Source organism: Haloleucobacter albus (assembly GCF_052492075.1).
This window is the reverse complement of the sequence record NZ_JBQWAS010000023.1, coordinates 50,769-69,538: the sequence shown is the minus strand read 5'-3', so window position 1 is coordinate 69,538 and position 18,770 is coordinate 50,769. Positions and strand designations below refer to the sequence as shown.

The 18,770-nt window shown below is 64.7% G+C and carries 14 protein-coding genes; 7 read left to right on the top strand and 7 right to left on the bottom strand.

Going from position 1 to position 18,770, the window contains the following annotated elements:
• Positions 1 to 87: 87 nt before the first annotated feature.
• Positions 88 to 5,397 carry an alpha-2-macroglobulin family protein gene (locus ACT6QH_RS06900; RefSeq protein WP_444974079.1) on the bottom strand — a complete coding sequence of 1,770 codons (5,310 nt, stop codon included), beginning with the start codon at positions 5,395 to 5,397 and terminating at the stop codon, positions 88 to 90.
• A gap of 250 nt (positions 5,398 to 5,647) precedes the next feature.
• Positions 5,648 to 6,235: a glycosyltransferase gene (locus tag ACT6QH_RS06895; protein ID WP_444974078.1), complete on the bottom strand. Its 588-nt coding sequence runs from the start codon at positions 6,233 to 6,235 to the stop codon at positions 5,648 to 5,650.
• A gap of 218 nt (positions 6,236 to 6,453) precedes the next feature.
• On the opposite strand from ACT6QH_RS06895, the gene ACT6QH_RS06890 reads away from it, so the two are divergent.
• Both ACT6QH_RS06890 and ACT6QH_RS06885 read left to right on the top strand, forming a co-directional pair.
• Entirely contained in the window at positions 6,454 to 7,014 is a 561-nt protein-coding gene (locus tag ACT6QH_RS06890; RefSeq protein ID WP_444974077.1) for an RBBP9/YdeN family alpha/beta hydrolase, read from the top strand.
• 168 nt (positions 7,015 to 7,182) lie between these two features.
• On the top strand, positions 7,183 to 8,136 hold the full coding sequence (locus ACT6QH_RS06885; RefSeq protein WP_444974076.1) for a ribose-phosphate pyrophosphokinase: 954 nt from the start codon (positions 7,183 to 7,185) through the stop codon (positions 8,134 to 8,136).
• A gap of 81 nt (positions 8,137 to 8,217) precedes the next feature.
• On the opposite strand, the gene ybaK is transcribed toward ACT6QH_RS06885, so the two are convergent.
• On the bottom strand, positions 8,218 to 8,697 hold the full coding sequence (gene ybaK, locus ACT6QH_RS06880) for a Cys-tRNA(Pro) deacylase (protein ID WP_444974075.1): 480 nt from the start codon (positions 8,695 to 8,697) through the stop codon (positions 8,218 to 8,220).
• Positions 8,698 to 8,730: 33 nt separating this feature from the next.
• Positions 8,731 to 9,582 carry a phosphatase PAP2 family protein gene (locus tag ACT6QH_RS06875; RefSeq protein WP_444974074.1) on the bottom strand — a complete coding sequence of 284 codons (852 nt, stop codon included), beginning with the start codon at positions 9,580 to 9,582 and terminating at the stop codon, positions 8,731 to 8,733.
• A gap of 304 nt (positions 9,583 to 9,886) precedes the next feature.
• Between ACT6QH_RS06875 and ACT6QH_RS06870 the strand changes: the two genes are divergently transcribed.
• From ACT6QH_RS06870 to ACT6QH_RS06850, 5 genes are all read left to right on the top strand, one after another.
• Entirely contained in the window at positions 9,887 to 10,705 is an 819-nt protein-coding gene (locus ACT6QH_RS06870; protein ID WP_444974073.1) for a tetratricopeptide repeat protein, read from the top strand.
• A 12-nt stretch (positions 10,706 to 10,717) separates the two neighbouring features.
• A complete protein-coding gene (locus tag ACT6QH_RS06865) occupies positions 10,718 to 10,993 on the top strand; it encodes a hypothetical protein (RefSeq protein WP_444974072.1) in 276 nt (91 codons plus the stop codon).
• Positions 10,994 to 11,044: 51 nt separating this feature from the next.
• Positions 11,045 to 12,418 (top strand): ribosome biogenesis GTPase Der, encoded by a 1,374-nt coding sequence (gene der / locus ACT6QH_RS06860; RefSeq protein WP_444974071.1) that lies wholly within the window; start codon positions 11,045 to 11,047, stop codon positions 12,416 to 12,418.
• A gap of 29 nt (positions 12,419 to 12,447) precedes the next feature.
• A complete protein-coding gene (locus ACT6QH_RS06855; protein WP_444974070.1) occupies positions 12,448 to 13,065 on the top strand; it encodes a glutathione S-transferase family protein in 618 nt (205 codons plus the stop codon).
• Between the two features lie 215 nt (positions 13,066 to 13,280).
• On the top strand, positions 13,281 to 14,732 hold the full coding sequence (locus tag ACT6QH_RS06850) for an amidase (RefSeq protein ID WP_444974069.1): 1,452 nt from the start codon (positions 13,281 to 13,283) through the stop codon (positions 14,730 to 14,732).
• A gap of 60 nt (positions 14,733 to 14,792) precedes the next feature.
• Here ACT6QH_RS06850 and murC read toward each other — a convergent pair whose 3' ends face one another.
• The 3 genes from murC to ftsW all read right to left on the bottom strand — a co-directional run bounded on the left by murC (position 14,793) and on the right by ftsW (position 18,616).
• Positions 14,793 to 16,205: a UDP-N-acetylmuramate--L-alanine ligase gene (gene murC / locus ACT6QH_RS06845; RefSeq protein ID WP_444974068.1), complete on the bottom strand. Its 1,413-nt coding sequence runs from the start codon at positions 16,203 to 16,205 to the stop codon at positions 14,793 to 14,795.
• Positions 16,202 to 17,338 (bottom strand): undecaprenyldiphospho-muramoylpentapeptide beta-N-acetylglucosaminyltransferase, encoded by a 1,137-nt coding sequence (murG, locus tag ACT6QH_RS06840; protein ID WP_444974067.1) that lies wholly within the window; start codon positions 17,336 to 17,338, stop codon positions 16,202 to 16,204. Before murG ends, murC begins: the two co-directional genes overlap by 4 nt.
• Positions 17,339 to 17,413: 75 nt before the next feature.
• Positions 17,414 to 18,616: a putative lipid II flippase FtsW gene (ftsW, locus tag ACT6QH_RS06835; protein ID WP_444974066.1), complete on the bottom strand. Its 1,203-nt coding sequence runs from the start codon at positions 18,614 to 18,616 to the stop codon at positions 17,414 to 17,416.
• Between the last annotated feature and the right edge of the window lie 154 nt (positions 18,617 to 18,770).

Here is an 18,770-nt window from a genome sequence, read left to right as displayed (position 1 = left end):
CGCCATCCCGCCTGCCGAACCGGGCAGGACAAGGTGCACTGACGATCCCCATTCCCTTTCGCCACAACGTGACCTGAGCCCGCACACTCATTTTGCGGCCGTCACCTCCACAGTGCCGGTTCCGGTGCGAGCAAAGCGTTCCGGCCGGTACATATCCTCCACCATGGCCGGCGGATGCGCATAGCGGCCCGGCGAAACCGCCCGCACCACATAGGCCACCACAAAGGCGCCATCCCCCTGCTGCCGGGCGGCGGAGGCCACGAAGCGATCATCGCGAAACTCCACATGCTCCGGCGAGGCGGTTTCATCCAGCCAGGCGAAGGCTCCGTCCTGCCCGCCCTGCACCAGCTTCGGATTTTCAATCTCGAAGCCGGCCGGCAGATAATCCACCAGCAGAATATCGGCTGGAACATTTTGCAGATCCTCCACCTTCAGCACCACCGCAAGGCGTTGGTTCTGCTGCACTCTGGCAGGGTCTGCAGGCTGGCCATCCAGCGTGAAATAAGCGCGCTCCAGCCGGAAGCCCTGCTGGGCCGGCGGTTCGGGCGCTCTGGGTGCACCATGCACCACCATCACCGCCTCCACCGGCGTGGCCCCGCCATTGCGCACCACCACATCCCCCTTCAGCAGCGCCGCGCGGGAGAGCGTGCGTCCAAGCACCCCCTCATACGGTGCGCCGCTCACATCCAGCCGCATGGCGTCGGCCTGCTGTGCGAGCGATTCCGCCGCGCGCACCATCCAGGCATTTTCCTGTGTGGAGGTGCGCAGCGTGTCTCCGCGCAACTGGCCCATGCGCTTCAGGGCGGCATCGGCCAGTTGTGGAAAGCCGGCCTCCCGAGAAAGAACAGTCACCGCCGCCGCATCACGCAGGGCCGAGCCGAAATCGTTACGCCCGGTTTCATCAGCCACGGGCGCTGCGGGCAGCCCGGCCAGCGCCACCCGCAATACCTGTTCCGCCCGGTTGCGATCTCCCAGAAGGGCAAGCCCCGCCCCCACCTGCGCCCGCGCCATGGGGCCGGGCAGCTTGTCCAGCCGGGCATCGGCCAGATAACGCAGATCGCCCAGCGGCGCACGACCATTGCGCGCCAGAACATAGAGCGCATAGGCCAACCCATTGCCATCCGGCGACAGATCCGGCCCGGACAAATTCACCCGGTTGCGCAACCCATCCAGAGCCAGTGCGAACGCCTGTTGCGGCACGGCGAAGCCCTTCTCCTGCGCACGGGTGAGGAAATCCGTGACATAGGCGCTGAGCCACACATCCTGCCCACCGGCACCCCACAGGCCGAACGACCCATCAGACCCCTGATGCGCCAGCACACGGGTGATGGCATCGCGAATGCGGCTCTGCGCATCCGCATCCAGCGGGCGGCCCACAAGGCGGCTGAGTTCATTGTAGGAGAGCAACGGCAAGGCGCGGCTCGTCACCTGCTCGGCGCAGCCATAGGGGTAACGGTCCAGTTCCGCCAGAAGCGCCGGCACATCCAGCGCCATGCCGGGGCTCACGCTCAGGGCCACACTGCCGCTGCCGGGCAACACATCATTCAGAAGGGTGGAGGAGACCGTCACGCTCTCTCCCGGCTCCAGCGTGCGCACCATGCGGCGCGACAGATCCGGCCAGGGCGCGCGGATATCGAGCGCGAAACTGCGCGCCACCTCCACCCCCTGCCCGGAAAGGTGCACATCAATGCGGCCCGGCCCGATGGCGCGACCTTCCAGCGGCAGGCGCAGGCTGCGCCGCTCGCCCGCCTTCAGCATCAGCTCCCCGGTCGGCGCGACAATGCCCGCCGCCCCATCGCCCGATACGCGCAACTGATAAGCGCCCGCCGGCCCGTCCACATTGGTCAGGTCCAGATTGAGGGTAGAGCGATCCCCCGCCGCCAGAAAACGCGGCAGCGTGGCCAGCACCACCACCTTGTCCCGCACCACCACATCGGCGCTGCCGTGGCCCAGCCGGTCCGCGCTCCAGGCCATGGCCATCAAGCGCACCGTGCCATCAAAGGCCGGAATGGCGAACGGAATGGACACCGTGCCATCCGTCCCCACGGGCACGATGCCGGAAAACAGCGCCAGCGGCGGCTGGGTGGGCGGGCTGGCCTGAAGCCCCACCTCCATGCCATCGCCCCCCGAGCGCAGGCGACCGGCATTGGCGTGCATGCCATTAATCAGCGCGCCATACAGATCCCGGACTTCCATGCCGAGGCGACGCTGGCCAAAGATCACATCATCCGGCGCTGGTGGCGTGAAGCCGGTAAGGTTGAGAATGCCCACATCCACCGCAGCCAGCGTGACATAAGCCTGTTCGCCCGGCTGCAAACCCTCCACCCGGACAGGCACCGTCAGCCTCTCTTCCGGGCGCATCTGCTCTGGTGGATCAAGCGCCACCTTCAGCGTATGCGCGGCCCGGTTGACGGAGAACCACGCCAGCCCGATGGCCCGGCCCGGCATACGCCCGGCCGCGACATCCAGCGGACGATGGAAGAAGGCGACAAGATAAGCCCCCGGCCCCCAGTTTTCGCCCACCGTGAAGGTCAGCCTGTTGGGGCCGGGCTGCACGGCGATATTCTTCTGCTCCAGAACACCCTCATTCATCACCATCACGGTAGCGGTGCCCGCAGCGCGGGCGGTGAGGGTGGCGTTCAGCGTGTCTCCACTGGCATAGGCCTCGCGCTCCAGCACCAGCTCCAGCCTGTCCGGCGTATCCGGCCCGCCTTCTCCGGCAAAGCCGGCATCGAAGCTCAGGCTGGTGAGGGGCAGATTATCGCCGGAAACATCCAGCCGGTAACGGCCATAGCCGGTGGGCACGGAGAGGCGCGCCGGCTCCTGCGCGCCAACATCCAGCCGGCCCTGCGCCACGCGGGTGACGATGCGCACCGGCTCGAAATCCCATGCGCCGCCAGAACGATACCACTGATATCGGGTTTCCAGCCTGGAGAGCTCCCATGTCAGGCCGGGTGCGGCCAGCAGGCGATCATCCGCCCCGGCGACGATCACATCGAAACGCGCCTCCGCCCCCTCATCCACACGACCGGGAAACAGCGGCTTCACACCGATCACGCTGCCGGAAGGCGCAACAGGCAGCACGATGGTGCGCTGCACGGCCCGCCCGCCCGCCTCGACAAGACGCACCAGCGTTTCCATTTCCAGCGGGCGATGGGTACGGGGCAAATTGCGCGCAAGAACCTGAAGCGCAGCATGACCCTTCTCATCCGTCACTGGCACATCTGCCACTGCGGTCGTCTCCGGCAAAATCTGGTCATCCCCATTGCCGAAGCGGTAACCCTCGAAGCCCTTGCGGTTTTCAGAAAGGCGCAACTGGGTCTGCGCTTCCACTTCCAGCCCGGCAGCCGGTGCGCCAAACAGGAAGCGCCCTTCCAGCAGCACCTGCGCCGGCTGCTGGCGCGACAGCAAAGCCTGTGGCGAGGTCAGGGTGAATTCCACCCGGTCCGGTACATAATCTTCCAGCAGAAAGGCGGTTTCGCCAATGGCCGGGGCTTTCGGATCAGCGAAGGCGCGCACCCGCCATGTGCCCGTCATCGCCCCCTCCAGCAAGGGCAGCTCCGCCACAAGGCCGCCGACCTCGGCATCCCGCAGCACCAGACGACGATCCTCCACCCCATCCGGGCGATAAAGAATGAGCGTGACGGGCAGATCCGCCGCCGCGCGGCCCTGCGCATTCCGCACAAGGGTGGTGACATGCACCGTCTCGCCCGAGCGATAGACACCCCGCTCCGGCGTGAGGAAGGCATCCAGCGTTCCGGGGGCCGCACGGCCAGCCACGCCGCGATCTGTCAGGTCAAAGGCGGAATCCTTCAGCGAGAGAAAGGCGTAATCGCCCTCCTGCGTGCTGGCGATCACCACTTCCGGCTCCAGCCCGGCGGGCCCGCGCGAGAGGCCCGGATCAAACCGCACATGGCCACTGGCGTCGGTACGGGCTGTGCCCAGCACCTCATTGGAGCGCGCCACCAGTTTCACCAACGCCCCTTCCACCGGCTGCGCCCCGCCCAGGCCGCGCACCAGCACATGCACGCCATCTTCCCCCGAAATGGCGGTGAGGCCGAGATCGGAGACGATGAACCACTGGGTCGCCTCCGCGCCATAACGTTCCCCATCCCCCAGCGAGGCCGGGTCCGGCGCGGCTGTCATGACATAAACGCCTGGTTGCAGCGCACCGATGGTCTCGGAGACGGGAATGGCGGTGGTCACCTCGCTGTTGAGCGGGCTTTCCACCTCCAGCACGCCAGACCACACCTTCACCGCCGCCCCTTCCGCAAGGCGTTCGCGCGCATAGCTGTAAAGATTGCGGCGGAACTCACCCTGCAATGCCGTTGGCACCAGCGCCCGGTCGCCGATCCGCAAAATGCCAACCTTCACCGCAGACGTATTCACCGACACCACGGGAATGCCCTTCTGCCCCGTGCGCGGCAGCACATAATTGCGCCCGGTGAAACGGGCCATGGGCAGACGATCACGCACATAAATGGCCAGAGAAACGGCCTTGTTCAGCTTTTCGCCATTGGCGGCGGGCAGGCCGGGGCGCAGGCGCACTTCATAGCGCGCCCCATGCTTCAGCCCCTCCACGCAAATCTGGCTGCCATCCACCCGCAGGGCCGGCTGGTTGTCGTCGGCCATGCGCACAAAGGGCGCGAAATCCGCGCTGCCCGCCAGCGCTTGGGAGAACTGCACGCAGGCGCGCGGCGCGGCGGATTCCGATTCCACCGTGAAATCCACCACGCGGAAGCCATGCTCCTCGCGGATCTTTTCATAGAAATTCCGCTCGGCCTTGCTGTCGCGCAGGGCAAGGGCGGCTTTCATGCTCTCCAGCGCGGCATTCCAGAAATTGCGGTTGGCATATTGATGGCCGATGAAGGCGAGCGCCGCCGCCCCCTCCGCTGGTGTCTGCGCCCGGCGATAGGCAATATAGGCTGCCGCCATGGCATCATCGGCATATCGCCAGCCCTCCGGCTCCCCTTCTCGCGGGGTGATGGCGGCAAGCGCCCGCGCCAGACTGAGCCATGCGGCGCTCTCCTGCGGGCGCGCCATGGCGAGATTGGCATAGAGCGTAGCGGCCGTGCGCGGATCACGCTGCTTCATGGCGTTCTCAGCCGCGCGGCGCGTGGTGTCATAAGCGGTCAGCAATTCGGATGTGGTGCGGCCCAGTTGCCGTTCATAACGTCGCGCACCTTCGATGAGGTCATCCCGCTGAAAGCTTTTCTGGAAGGATGGCGCGCTCTGGGCGCTGGCCACCCGGCCCGGCACGGGCATGGGCTGAGGCTGGGCCAGCGCGGCACTTGCCACCATCGCGCCACCAGCCAGGGCACAAACCGCCAGCGCCTTGCGCCAGAAAGGAAGTTTCGGCCAGAATGATGCCCCGGAAAGATGCTGATAGTGCGCCACGGCAATGCCCTCCCCGAATATCTCACGGGGGCCGAAGCCTGTTTGCATCTGATGTGGCGCGGGCTGTCAGCCCCCCTCTTCATGCGCCATATCACATTGGCAAATCGTGGTTCCGGCCCGGTCGCCCGCGTCGCCTGTCCTGCGCGAGGGCCTGTTCCGGGGAGCATTATACAGCTTTCCGGCAACAGGCGCATGGCGACCTGCACAGGCGCCATGAAAAACATGAGCCGCGCAGGGCCGACCCTGCGCTTCAGCTTTTCTCCGGCAACAAAACCTGCGCACGCAGCGGCTGAAGATTGCGCCGCCCGATACGCCCCAGCAGGCGACGATGCGCCTTGTGCCCCTCCGGGTGCCCACCCAGCCTGTCATAATGGCGACGTGACAGCAGCAGCCCCTGTTCCGGCCGGGGCAGGCCCAGAAGGGTCATCCGGGTCGCGGCCATCGCCTCGCCGAAACGCGGGCCGAAGCCATACCCTTCCACCGCGACACGGAAGGTCGCGGCCCTGCGCTCTGCGCTCCCGCGCCGCTCCACCGTTTCGATGAAAGTACCGACATCCCGCGTCCATCCCTCCATCAACAGGGACTGGGCAGCCAGAAACAGAAGCCAGTGCCCCCGGCTGCGGGCCGCGCCCTGTCGCAGGCGCAACCCTTCATCCCCCATCACGCTGAGGAACTCGCATCCTGCGGCATCGGCAATGGCGGCGGTGTCATCCGTGGAGCCATTGTCCACCAGCACCACATCCTTGATGAGACCGGCTGTCACGCCCGCGACCAGCGCGGAAAGAACCGGCACAAGCTGGCGCTCACAATTATGCGTGGGGATGATGACAGAAAGCAAAGGGGCCTCTCTCCAAAAGTGCTCCCAGCTATAATGCGCCGCAGCGTCCGATGCCACATCGCACAGGAATTGGAAGCTGGTGAAATTTTATGCACCCCTCACCCATCCGCCACCGGAAATGCACCTTCCACCCGACATGGACTCGATTGTATCGGGCGGATATGCCAATCCGGCATCGCAAATTCTTTCCGTCTCCCGTTCAGAACCCCGGCCTTCCCATGAAATCAACTGACGCCACCCTTCTTGTCGTTCCCGGCTGGAACGACTCCAGCCCGGACCACTGGCAAAGCCGCTGGATTTCCCGCCTCTCCGCTGCGGAACGGGTGCATCAGGCCGATTTTGCCCGGCCCGAGCGCGCGGCCTGGGTGGATAATCTGCTGCGGGCGGTGGAAGCCGCGCAAAAGCCCGTGGTTCTTGTCGCCCACTCACTGGGCACCACCACCGTGCTGCATGCCGCACCTCAACTGAAGCAGGGCCCGCTGGCCGGCAAGGTGGCCGGGGCCTTTCTGGTGGCGCCGCCGGATCTGGATGCGGAAAGCGCCAGCCCGGTTCTGGCCGGCTTTGCCCCCGTGCCCATGCAACGCCTGCCCTTCCCCAGCCTTGTGGTGGCCAGCCGCACAGACCCATGGTGCAGCTATGAGCGCGCCACGGATTTCGCCGCCGCATGGGGCGCCGAGCTGGTGGATGCCGGAGAAGCAGGCCACATCAACCCCGAGGCCGGCTTTGGCCCCTGGCCGGAAGGCACCATGCGTTTCATGGGCTTTCTGCGCGGCCTGTAGCCCCCGGAGGCGCTTCGGGAATGTGGCTCTGTATGTCACACATGGCTGTCATATGTCCGCCACATGCTTGTGAATGCATCCGCAGCCTTTACAAACTCCCGACCCCGCGCCTATCAGAACAGCACTTCTCTAGCCTCGAGAGACTCGCCTTTGCGGGTGGAGCAGAACATGTCAGCGGAAAACGGTCCCATGAAGCTCGTCGCGGGTAATTCCAATCGCGCGCTCGCAGAAGCCATTGCCGCCTATCTCAGCATTCCCATGACAAAGGCGGTCGTCCGACGCTTCGCCGACATGGAGATCTTTGTCGAGATCCAGGAAAATGTGCGCGGGCAGGATGTGTTCGTCCTGCAATCCACCTCCTTCCCCACCAATGACCACCTCATGGAGTTGCTCATCATCATTGATGCGCTGCGCCGTGCCTCCGCCAAGCGCATTACTGCGGTGCTGCCCTATTTCGGCTATGCCCGGCAGGATCGCAAACCCGGACCGCGCACGCCCATCTCCGCCAAGCTGGTGGCCAATCTCATCACCCATGCCGGCGCGGACCGCGTGATGACGCTGGACCTGCACGCCGGGCAGATTCAGGGCTTCTTCGATATTCCGACCGACAATCTCTATGCCGCCCCGGTGATGGTGCGCGACATCAAGGAACGGTTCGAGCTCGAAAACCTCATGGTGGTGTCGCCGGATGTCGGCGGCGTGGTGCGCGCCCGCGCGCTGGCCAAGCGCATTGACGCCCAGCTCGCCATTGTCGACAAGCGCCGCGAACGCCCCGGCGAGAGCGAAGTGATGAATGTCATCGGTGATGTCAGCGGCCGGCGCTGCATTCTGGTAGATGATATCGTGGATTCCGGCGGCACGCTGGTGAATGCGGCGGAAGCCCTTCTGGCCCGTGGTGCCAGCGAGGTGCACGCCTATCTCACCCATGGCGTGCTCTCCGGTGGTGCCGTGGCCCGGATCACCTCCTCCAATCTGAAGGAATTGGTGATTACCGATTCCATCATGCCCACCGAGGCTGTGCGCGTCGCCCGCAATATCCGCGTTCTGCCTATCGGCAGCCTCATCGGCGAGGCCATCGCCCGCACGGCTCACGAAGAATCCGTGTCCAGCCTGTTCGACTGAACAGCGCACCATTCGTGAACAGCAAGGCGGGTTCCGGCAAGCCGGGCCCGCCTTTTTCATGTTGGCCCCAACGCCCGCCATTCACCCTTCGGCACAGAGCGGATGCGCCTGCGCCTTCAGCGCCGCAAGCGCATCCTGCGGCGGAAGAATCACGATCAGGCCGCGCTTGCCGCCATTGATCGCGACCTCATCAAACTTCGTGGCCGACAATTCAAACACTACCGGGGCCTGACGCCGCTGGCCAAAGGGACTGATCCCGCCCGTGTGGTAGCCGGTCATCCGCTCGGCCTTCTCCGGCGGCATCATGGCAGCGCTCTTGCCGCCCAGCGCGGCCGCCACCTTTTTCATGGAAAGCGTGCGATCACCGGGCACCACCATGCAGGCGGGCCGGCCATCCACCTCCACCATCAGGGATTTAAGAAGCTGGCCCGGCGGCACCCCAATAGCTGTTGCAGCCTGTAGGGCCACACGTTCCTGTCCCGGTGCATAATCATATTCCACCACGCGAAATGGCACCTTCGCACGCCGTAAAAACTGCGTGGCCGGCGTTCCCGTACTCATCTCTCAATCCTCACAAGACCCGTTTTCAGAGGGTCAGGATGCGCGATCATCCTCATCCAGCTCCATGGGCGCATCAGTCTCCACCTCGCCCTTGCGCTGCAACCACACCATCAGCAGCCAGCACAGCGTGGCCCATGCCGCGCCCAGCATCCAGCCACCCAGCACATCGGTGGGCCAGTGCACGCCAAGATAGATGCGGCTGATGCCAACCAGCACGGTAAGACCGGCAGCAAGGGTCAGCAAAAACAGCTTCACCCGTACCTGAGGTTGCGTGCGAGCCAGAAGCGCGCCCAGGGTGAGATATACCACCGCAGATAACATGGCATGGCCGGAGGGAAAGCTCTGCGTATAAACTGCGGCCCCATGGGGCACGAGATCCGGCCGGGGCCTGTCGAACCCCCACTTCATCGCCTGTGAAAGCAGGATACCCCCAGCCACCGAAACCGCCACCATCGCGGCCGCATGTCGCTTGCGGATCAGCAGCAGAAAAGCCACAGCCGCCAGCGTAATCAGTGTAAGCACGCCAGTGCCGCCCAAAGCTGTGAAATCGCGCATCATTTCCTCAACCCAGATCGGGCCGAGGGGATCTGACAGATTCTGCGGATTGCGCAGGGCCAGCAAAATGCCCCTGTCCAGGCTTCCAGCCCGCCCCTCCAGCGCCACATCCGCCACGCGGGCGAAGGCATATATGGCACAGGCGCTGAAGGCCAGTGCAGCCAGAGTAGTGCGTTCCATCCGGCTGACAGAGGCCAGCAGAGGGCCAAGAACAGGCAGAGCTTCGAGGCGGCGCCAGCCGCGGGCAAAAACAGAGTTCATAACCGGAAGCTGGCTCAGCGCCAGAGAGCCGTCAACTCCCGCCCATGCGCCGGATGGCTGGCAAAGCATTTGCGATGCGCGCTCTCCACAGGTGACGACGCCTTTTGGCCTTTATAGGCTTCGCCGGTTGCATTTTTCGGCAATCATCCCCGGCTCAGATGCCGGAAAAGCATCATTTTCCCAGCTTTCCGCATCACCCATTTGCCACGAAGGGGATGCATGGATAATTTACGCGCCCTGTATGAGGTGCGCGTTGCGCATTCTCTGTGTTCTGTTTCCATTTCGGGCATCATGTTGCGTGCGCCCCACCTTGCCGGCACGCGCCATGCCACGCCTGACATACCCCAGTTACCACCCAAGCCACGGGCCACTGATGACCGATATTTTCCACGAGATCGAGGAAGACCTGCGCCGCGAGCGCCTCCGCCGGCTGTGGGACCGTTTCGGCCTCCTCATCATTGCCCTGGTTGTTCTTATCATTGCGGCTGCCGGCGCATGGAGCGGTTATCGCTACTGGCAGGAGCAGCAGGCTGAAGAGGCCAGCGCCCGCTTCGGCAAGGCTATCCAGCTGGCCGACGACGGCAAATATGCCAAAGCCCAGGCCATTTTTGATACCATCGCCGCTGATGGACCAAAGGGTTACAGGGTCATCGCCCTGTTTCGCGCCGCCGGTGCCGCCGCCGCCCAGGACCCCGCCGCCGGCGTGAAAGCCTTTGACGCAATTGCCGCCAACGCCCGGATGGACGCGACCATTCGCGATATGGCCCTGCTGCGTGCGGCCATGCTGCTGGTGGACAACAGCGATGTGGCCGATGTGCGCCAGCGGATTGGCGGACTGGCGCAAGGCACGGGCCCATTGCGCAATTCCGCCCGCGAAATTCTGGCTCTTGCCGAGCTGAAGGCCGGCAATGCAGGGGCCGCCAACAAGCTGGCGGCTGAAATCGCCGAAGATGCCGGCTCCCCCGCCGGAATCCGCTCCCGCGCAGATCTGATTCGCCGTCTCACCGCACCTGTCTTGCCCGTGGAGCCCAAATCTGCGGAACCGGCTCCCGCCGCGCAGGATGCCACTCCTCCGGCTGATGCCGCTGAGGGCCAAACTGCGCCCCCGGCGGCGGTGACGCCTTCCACCACGACCGAGACCCCCGCCAGCCCCGAGACCGCACCCGCCACCGCCGGCGAAGCGGCCCAATAGGAGGTTCACTCCATGATCCTTCCCCATTCGACACCCCTCGCCCGTTCGACCCGCTGGATGCTGCGCGCCGGCCTCGCCCTGGGCCTTGCAGTTTCCGTCTCCGGCTGTGGCAGCGCAGACAAGTTCAATCCCTTCACGGAGAAGGAAAAGAAACTCTCTGGCGCGCGCCAGCCTGTCTTCCCTGAAGGCGTGCCCGGCGTGGAATATGGCGCCCCCCGCGCCCAGCCCACCAATACCAACGCCCAGATTGATGCCTTGCCCCCGGCGGCTGGCATCGGCGGGCGCTGATTATCCCATCCCGTTTCTCATCGGCCCTGAACAGGGCGCAGAGCGCATCAAATGAGCTTCACCCTGGCCATTATCGGCCGGCCCAATGTGGGCAAATCGACCCTCTTCAACCGCCTCGTGGGCAAGAAGCTCGCGCTGGTGGATGACCGCCCCGGCGTGACCCGTGACCGGCGAGAGGGTGAGGCGCATCTGGGCGACCTCTCCTTCCGCATTGTGGATACTGCGGGCCTTGAAGAGGCCGGCCCGGCCACGCTGGAAGGGCGCATGCGCGCCCAGACCGAGGCCGCCATTGGCGATGCCGACGCCCTGCTCTTCCTCATTGATTCACGGGCGGGCCTGACCCCGACAGACCATGCCTTCGCCAATCTTGTGCGCCGCTCCGGCAAGCCCACCATTCTGGTGGCCAACAAGAGCGAGGGGCGTGGCGGTGCAGCCGGTGCGCTGGAAGCCTATGCGCTGGGGCTGGGCGACCCGATCGCCTTTTCCGCTGAACATGGCGAAGGTCTGGGCGACCTCTATGACGCCCTGCGCGAAGCCCTGCCAGAACACACTGAACTGCCGGATGAAGAAGAAGAGCCCGAATTCGGGCTGGATGAGAATGGCAAGCCGCTGCGCCCCATCAAGGTGGCGGTCGTGGGCCGGCCCAATGCCGGCAAATCCACGCTCATCAACCGCCTGCTGGGCGAAGAGCGCCTGCTGACGGGGCCGGAGGCGGGCATTACCCGCGATTCCATTTCCGTGGAAATGGAAATCAACGGCACGAAGCTACAGGTGTTTGATACGGCCGGCCTGCGCAAGCGCGCCCGTATCGACGACAAGCTGGAAAAGCTCTCCGCAGCCGATGGCCTGCGCTCCATGAAATTCGCCGAAGTGGTGGTGGTGCTGATTGACGCCACCCGCCCCTTTGAGGAGCAGGATCTGCGCATCGCCGATCTGGTGGCGCGTGAGGGCCGGGCCATGGTGATCGGCTACAACAAATCCGATCTCATTCCCCGTGGCGGATTGGCCACCCATCTGCGCGAGGAGGCCGACAGGCTGCTGGCACAGGTGAAGGGCGTGCCCATCGTGCCGCTTTCCGGCCTCACCGGACATGGGCTGGACAAGCTGGTGGATGCCATTGTGGACGCCTACAAGGTGTGGAACACCCGCATTCCCACCAACCCGCTCAACAAGATGCTTCAGGATGCGGTGGACAACCATCCGCCACCGGCCGTTTCCGGTCGCCGCATCAAGCTGCGCTACATCACCCAGCCCAAGGCACGCCCGCCATCCTTCGTGCTGTTCTGCTCGCGGCCGGATGTCTTGCCGGAAAGCTATCTGCGCTATCTCAGCAATATCATCCGCGAAACCTTCAACCTGCCCGGCGTGCCCATCCGCATTGCCTTGCGTGAAAAGGATAACCCCTATGCCAACAAGGGCAAATAAGGGAACACACAGCATTCGGGAGCGGTGACATGAAGATCTGGGGCCGGCGCAATTCCAACAATGTGCGCAAGGTGCTGTGGTGCGCCGAAGAGCTCGGCCTCAGCTATGAGCATATTGAGGCCGGCGGCGCCTTCGGCCTGGTGCAGGAGCCCGCCTATCTGGCCATGAACCCCAACGGGCTGGTGCCCTGCCTTGACGATAACGGCTTCATTTTGTGGGAGTCGAATGTCATCGTGCGCTATCTGGCCGCCCGTTATGGCGGGGCCCCCTTTCTGGCGGATGATATGCAGGCCCGCGCCAGCGCCGAGAAATGGATGGATTGGGCCTCCACCTCTTTCATGCCCCCCTTCCGCGCGGTCTTCAGGAATATTGTGCGCGCCACGCCGGAACAGCGTGATGAAGCGGCGATCCAGAATGGGCTGGAACAGTGCAATCATCTGATGGCCATCGCCAATCAGACCCTCAGCGCCCAGCCATTTCTCTCTGGCCCCGTGCTGGGGATTGGAGATCTTCCGCTGGGTAGCATGGCTTATGGGTGGTTCGAGCTTCCCATCGCCCGCCCGCATCTCCCCCATCTCGAAGCCTGGTATGAACGGCTGAAAATACGCCCCGCCTACCAGTCCGCAGTGATGACGCCCCTGACCTGAGGCCGAAGGCCGGAAGGCCGCGCCGTCACTCTTCAGCACCATGCCACCCATCCCGCTGCGCAAAACCATGCGCGTGATGTGGGCTGGCGACTCCGGCATGAACAAAGGCGACCGAAAGAAGGTAGCGGGGTGCCCTTGCACCTTACGTTGCGGCCTGCCCATAATATGGGCACCTCTCCCCGGCTTCGCTCGCCACCCGGTTTCAGGAATGCCTCATGCCTGCTCTCATGCCTGCTCTCGTGCCTGCTCTTGCGTCTGCTCGCGCCTCCTCAACCCCGCCTTCACACGCGTCCGGCGGCGTCACCCTCACGGGGCTGGCGCGTGATCTCGCCAGCGGTGTCACCACCAGCCGCAAGCTGGTGGAAGAGTGCCTGGCCCGCATCAAGGCCCCGGAAGGGGAAGGCGCGCGCGCTTTCATTTCTGTCGCGCATGAAGAGGCTCTGGCGAGCGCCGATGCCATGGATGCCCTGCGCAAGGCCGGCGCGGCCCCCTCGGCCTATGCGGGCATTCCGCTGACCATCAAGGATCTGTTCGATATTCAGGGCCAGGTGACCACGGCAGGCTCGAAAGTGCTGGCAGACCATGCCCCGGCCAGCGCCGATGCACAGGCTGTCGCGCGGCTGCGGGCGGCCGGCTTCATCTTCATCGGCCGATCCAACATGACAGAATTTGCCTATTCCGGCCTGGGCATGAACCCCCATTATGGCTCGCCCCGTTCGCCCTATGAGCGGGTGGCCGGCAAGCCGGAGGAAGGGCGTGTTTCCGGTGGCTCCAGCTCCGGCGGCGCGGTGGCTGTGGTAGATGGCATGGCCCATGGCGCACTGGGCACGGATACGGGCGGCTCCTGCCGCATTCCGGCAGCCTTCTGCGGTATTGTCGGCTTCAAGCCCACGGCGCGGCGTGTACCTTCTGCCGGTGCGGTACCTTTGTCCCCCCATCTGGATTCGATCGGCCCACTGGCCAACAGCGTGCAGTGCTGCGCCACGCTGGATGCCCTGCTTGCCGGCGAAACCCCGCGCCCCCTCACGCCCCGGCCTGTTGTCGGCCTGCGTCTCGCCATTCCCGACAGCATTGTCATGGATGATCTGGAACCGGAAGTGGCCCGGAAATTCGCCCAGGCCGTGCAGAAGCTGGAAGATGCGGGTGCGCTGGTGACCCCTGTACATGTTCCGGCCCTGAACGACATTGCTCCCATGAATGCCAAGGGTGGCTTCACCGCCTCGGAAAGCTATGCCTGGCATCGCGGCCTGATCGAAGCCCATGCGGAGGACTATGATCCGCGCGTCTTGTTCCGCATCCGTCGTGGACACCAACAGAGCGCGGCGGATTATATTGATATGCAGGCCCAGCGTGCGGCCATCATCGCCGGCTTTGAAGAAAGCCTCGCCCCCTTCGACGCTATCATCTTCCCCACAGTCGCCATTCTTCCGCCGCGCCTTGGCGATCTCGGCATCACGGTGCAGGAGGGGAAGGACAAGGCCTATTCCACGGCCAATGCCATGGCGTTGCGCAACGCCTCGCTCATCAACACGGTGGATGGCTGCGCCATTTCCCTGCCGATCAGTCCGGCGGGAAGCGCCCCGGTGGGCCTGACCCTTGCCGGCCCAGCCATGAGCGATGCCCATATTCTGGACATTGCCGCCAGCATCGAGCCACTTGTAGGCTGAACCCGGCAAAAAGGGCCCCGGAAGGGGCCCTTTTCATACACGGATCGCACCGATGAAAGTTCAGCTCACAGGCTTCAGCGCATGCAGCTCATCCGGCAGGGCCTGCGCCCAGCCGCTGATATTGCCCGCCCCCAGGCACACCACATAATCGCCCGGCTGCGCCAGCCCGGCCACCAGCCCGGCCAGCTCCTCCGGGCCCTCCAGCGCCGTGGCGCTGCGATGGCCATGAGCCTGAAGCCCGGCAACCAGATGATCCCGGTCCGCCCCTTCCAGCGGTGCCTCTCCGGCAGCATAGACGGGGGCGACAATCACATGGTCGGCATCATTGAAGCAGGTGCAGAATTCATCGAACAGCGATTGCAGGCGTGAATAGCGGTGCGGCTGCACCACGGCGATAACCCGCCCATCCGTTGCCGCACGGGCCGCATGCAGCACGGCAGAAATCTCCACCGGATGGTGGCCATAATCATCAAAGATGGCCACGCCATTCCACTCGCCGGTGCGGGTGAAGCGACGCTTCACGCCCCCAAACTGGCTAATGGCCTCCACGATGCGCGCATCGGGAATACCCAACTCGCGCGCCACAGCAATGGCGGCGGTGGCGTTCAGCGCATTATGCTTGCCGGGCATGGGCAGGCGCAGGCCTTTCAGCTCATGCGTCGTGCCTTCCGCACGATTGCGGAACACCACATCGAATTTCGTGATGCCGCCCTTCAGGTCGAGATTGATGACCCGAACATCCGCCTGCGGATTCTCGCCATAGGTGATGATGCGACGATCCTCGATGCGGCCCACCAGCGCCTGCACCACAGGATGGTCTATGCACATCACCGCAAAACCGTAGAAGGGCAGATTCTCCACGAAGCTCTCAAACGCTTCCTGTACCTTCTCGAAGGTCTTGAAGTGGTCGAGATGCTCGGGGTCAATATTGGTCACCACCGCCACTTCAGTGGGCAGCTTCAGGAAGGTGCCGTCGCTCTCGTCGGCTTCCACCACCATCCAGTTGCCATCGCCGAGGCGGGCATTGGTGCCGTAGGCGTTGATGATACCGCCATTGATGACGGTGGGATCAAAACCGCCTGCATCCAGCAGGGTCGCCACCATGGAGGTGGTCGTCGTCTTGCCATGAGTGCCGGCGATGGAGACGCAACTCTTCAGGCGCATCAGCTCGGCCAGCATCTCGGCGCGGCGCACCACCGGCAGGCGGCGGGCGCGGGCGGCGACAAGCTCGGGATTATCTCGCCGGATGGCGGAAGACACCACCAGAACGGCCGCCTCTTCCATATGGGCCGCATCATGGCCGATATGCACCGTGATGCCGAGATCACGCAGGCGCTTCACATTGGCGTTTTCCGCCGCATCCGAGCCCTGCACGGTATAGCCGAGATTGTGCAGCACCTCGGCAATGCCGCTCATGCCGATGCCGCCAATGCCGACAAAATGGATGGGGCCGAGGCCGGAGGGCAACTTCATGTGCGTGGTCCTTGAAGGTTCCTGAAACTGTCTGTGGTCCCGCCACCAGCGAGATGCCCGACCAGATCGGCGAGGCGCTCGGCGGCATCCAGCACGCCATTGGCGCGGGCGGCCAGCGCCATGTCTTCCAGCAGGTCGGGGCTGGAGGCGAAGCGGGCCAATTCGGCGGCAAGGCGCACGGGTGTGAAATCCGGCTGCGGCAAAACCAGCGCGCCACCGGCCTCGCCCAGCGCACGGGCATTAGCGGCCTGATCCTGATCTATCGCACCGGGCAGAGGCACCAGAATGGAGGGCCGGCCCAAGGCCGAAAGCTCCGCCACCGTACCTGCGCCGGAACGCGAAATGACAAGCTGCGCCGCAGCCATGCGCGCCGGCAGATCATCAAAGAAGGGAGCAAGCTGCGCTGTCACGCCCAGCCGCTCATAGGCGGCCTGCACACGCGCCATATCCTCTTCACGCGCCTGCTGGGTCAGATGCAGGCGGGCGCGCAGGGCCGGGTTCACCTTCTCCAGCGCTGCCGGCACCACATCGGACATGACACGCGCGCCCTGGCTGCCGCCAAACACCAGCACCCGCAACGGGCCCTGGGGCTGCGGCGTCTCATAGGGCAGGCCGGCGACGGCAAGCGCTGCCGGACGCAACGGATTGCCTGTCCACACTTCCTTGGCGGCCAATGCGGTATCACCCCTCAGAAGCCCCGGAAAGCCGGTGGCGATGGCCTGCACCCGGCCCGCCAGCATGCGGTTCGCACGGCCCATCACGCCATTGGATTCATGCACCACGGTCGGCACGCCGGAAAAACTGGCCGCCAGCAAAGGCGGCACGGTGGGGTAGCCCCCGAAACCCACGACCACGGCCGGCTTCAGCCGGCGCATCAGGGCAAGACCGGAAACAAGGCCGGAGCCAAGCGCCAGCACCGTGCGGGCCAGCGCAACGGGCGAGCGACCGCGCACCGTATCGGCTGACAACACATGCAGCTCCCGCGCGGGAAAATGGCCGGCATAGCGGGCGGCGCGGGCATCTGTGGCCAGATCCACCTCATAGCCGCGCGCCTTCAGCACCGCAGCCAGCGCCTCTGCGGGGAAAAGATGGCCGCCAGTGCCGCCGGCGGCAAGAAGAATGAGCTTGTTCACGGCACCCTCATATTCCCCCCCTGCACTTCCATTACGGCGGAAGGCAGGCGGGCGCTTTGTTCAGCAGGCAGAGGCTCAGGCCGGGCTGGCCGCCCCCTGCTGCGGCTCCAGCGCAGGGCGGGCCATCCGGCCTTTCGCCGCCCGCGGCTCGCTCAGCGCGGCCAGCGCGGCAGCGCCGGGACGCTTGCGCGAAAGGGCGATGAGCATACCCATGCCGAAAGCCAGAGAGATGAGCGAGGAACCGCCATAGGAGATGAAGGGCAAGGTCATGCCCTTGGCCGGGGCAATGTGCACATTCACCGCCATATTGATGGCCGCCTGTAGACCAAACAGCATGGCAAGACCCGTCATGGCGAACCGCGCAAAGGGGTCGGGCTCCTGCGCGGCACGGTTCATGGCGCGCAGGATGATGAAGGCGAACAGCGCCAGAATGATAAGGCACAGAATAACGCCAAACTCCTCACCCGCCACGGAGAAGACAAAATCGGTATGTCCGTCCGGCAGCAGGCGTTTCACCGTGCCTTCACCCGGCCCCTGCCCGAACCAGCCGCCATTGCGGAAGGAATTCAGCGCCATATCAATCTGGTAGGAATCACCGGAATCGGGGTTGATAAAGCGGTCGATACGCTTGCGGACGTGAGACACCGTGAAATAGGCCACGGTGAGCCCGGCCACCCCAAGCCCGGCAAGCCCGGCCACCCACACGATGCGCAGCCCGGCAATGAAGAACAGCGCAGCCCAAACCGCACAAATCAGGATGGTCTGCCCGAAATCCGGTTGCAGCACCAGCGGCCCCACCACGCTGAAAAGCAGGCCAAAGGCCAGCAGGCGGGCGGGCATTTCCGGCCGGCGCACACTCTCGGAGAACAGCCATGCCGCCAGCACCACAAAGGCCGGCTTGATGAATTCCGAAGGCTGCACGGTGATGCCGGCGATCGTCAGCCAGCGCCGCGCCCCCTTCACCTCCGGCCCCAGCACCAGCGTGGCCAGCAACATGAGAAAGAAGACCGCGAACACCCCCACACAGATGCGACGAATGGCGCGCGGCGACAGGAAGGATGTAATGAGCATCACCCCCACGGCCGGCAGCAGAAACACCACCTGGCGGTTCACGAAGTGGAATGGATCTGGAATATCCAGCCGCGCGGCCACGGCAGGGCTGGCGGCCAGGCACAGAATGATGCCGATAACCATCAGGGCGAACAGGCCGGCCAGAAGAGCCCGGTCCACCGTCCACCACCACTCGCTCAAGGGGGTGCGGTCGGCACGCGACATCATGAGGCGCATACTCCAGACAGAAAAGGTGTCGTCCAATATGCCTCAGGAGGGTTGACGGCCCCTTAAGATCATCCCGGCAAAGACAGTGCTTGCCCCCGGCCCGCAGGCGGCAAGCGCCCACCCTGGGCCATAGCGTCAGCCAGCCCCCTGCATT

Coding starts and splice junctions, on each gene's coding strand:
- ftsW (WP_444974066.1), bottom strand. CDS start 18,616: ATGATGTCGCGTGCCGACCGCACCCCCTTGAGCGAGTGGTGGTGGACG.
- murC (WP_444974068.1), bottom strand. CDS start 16,205: ATGAAGTTGCCCTCCGGCCTCGGCCCCATCCATTTTGTCGGCATTGGC.
- ACT6QH_RS06885 (WP_444974076.1), top strand. CDS start 7,183: ATGTCAGCGGAAAACGGTCCCATGAAGCTCGTCGCGGGTAATTCCAAT.
- ACT6QH_RS06870 (WP_444974073.1), top strand. CDS start 9,887: ATGACCGATATTTTCCACGAGATCGAGGAAGACCTGCGCCGCGAGCGC.
- der (WP_444974071.1), top strand. CDS start 11,045: ATGAGCTTCACCCTGGCCATTATCGGCCGGCCCAATGTGGGCAAATCG.
- ACT6QH_RS06855 (WP_444974070.1), top strand. CDS start 12,448: ATGAAGATCTGGGGCCGGCGCAATTCCAACAATGTGCGCAAGGTGCTG.
- ACT6QH_RS06865 (WP_444974072.1), top strand. CDS start 10,718: ATGATCCTTCCCCATTCGACACCCCTCGCCCGTTCGACCCGCTGGATG.
- ybaK (WP_444974075.1), bottom strand. CDS start 8,697: ATGAGTACGGGAACGCCGGCCACGCAGTTTTTACGGCGTGCGAAGGTG.
- ACT6QH_RS06875 (WP_444974074.1), bottom strand. CDS start 9,582: ATGCTTTGCCAGCCATCCGGCGCATGGGCGGGAGTTGACGGCTCTCTG.
- ACT6QH_RS06890 (WP_444974077.1), top strand. CDS start 6,454: ATGAAATCAACTGACGCCACCCTTCTTGTCGTTCCCGGCTGGAACGAC.
- ACT6QH_RS06850 (WP_444974069.1), top strand. CDS start 13,281: ATGCCTGCTCTCATGCCTGCTCTCGTGCCTGCTCTTGCGTCTGCTCGC.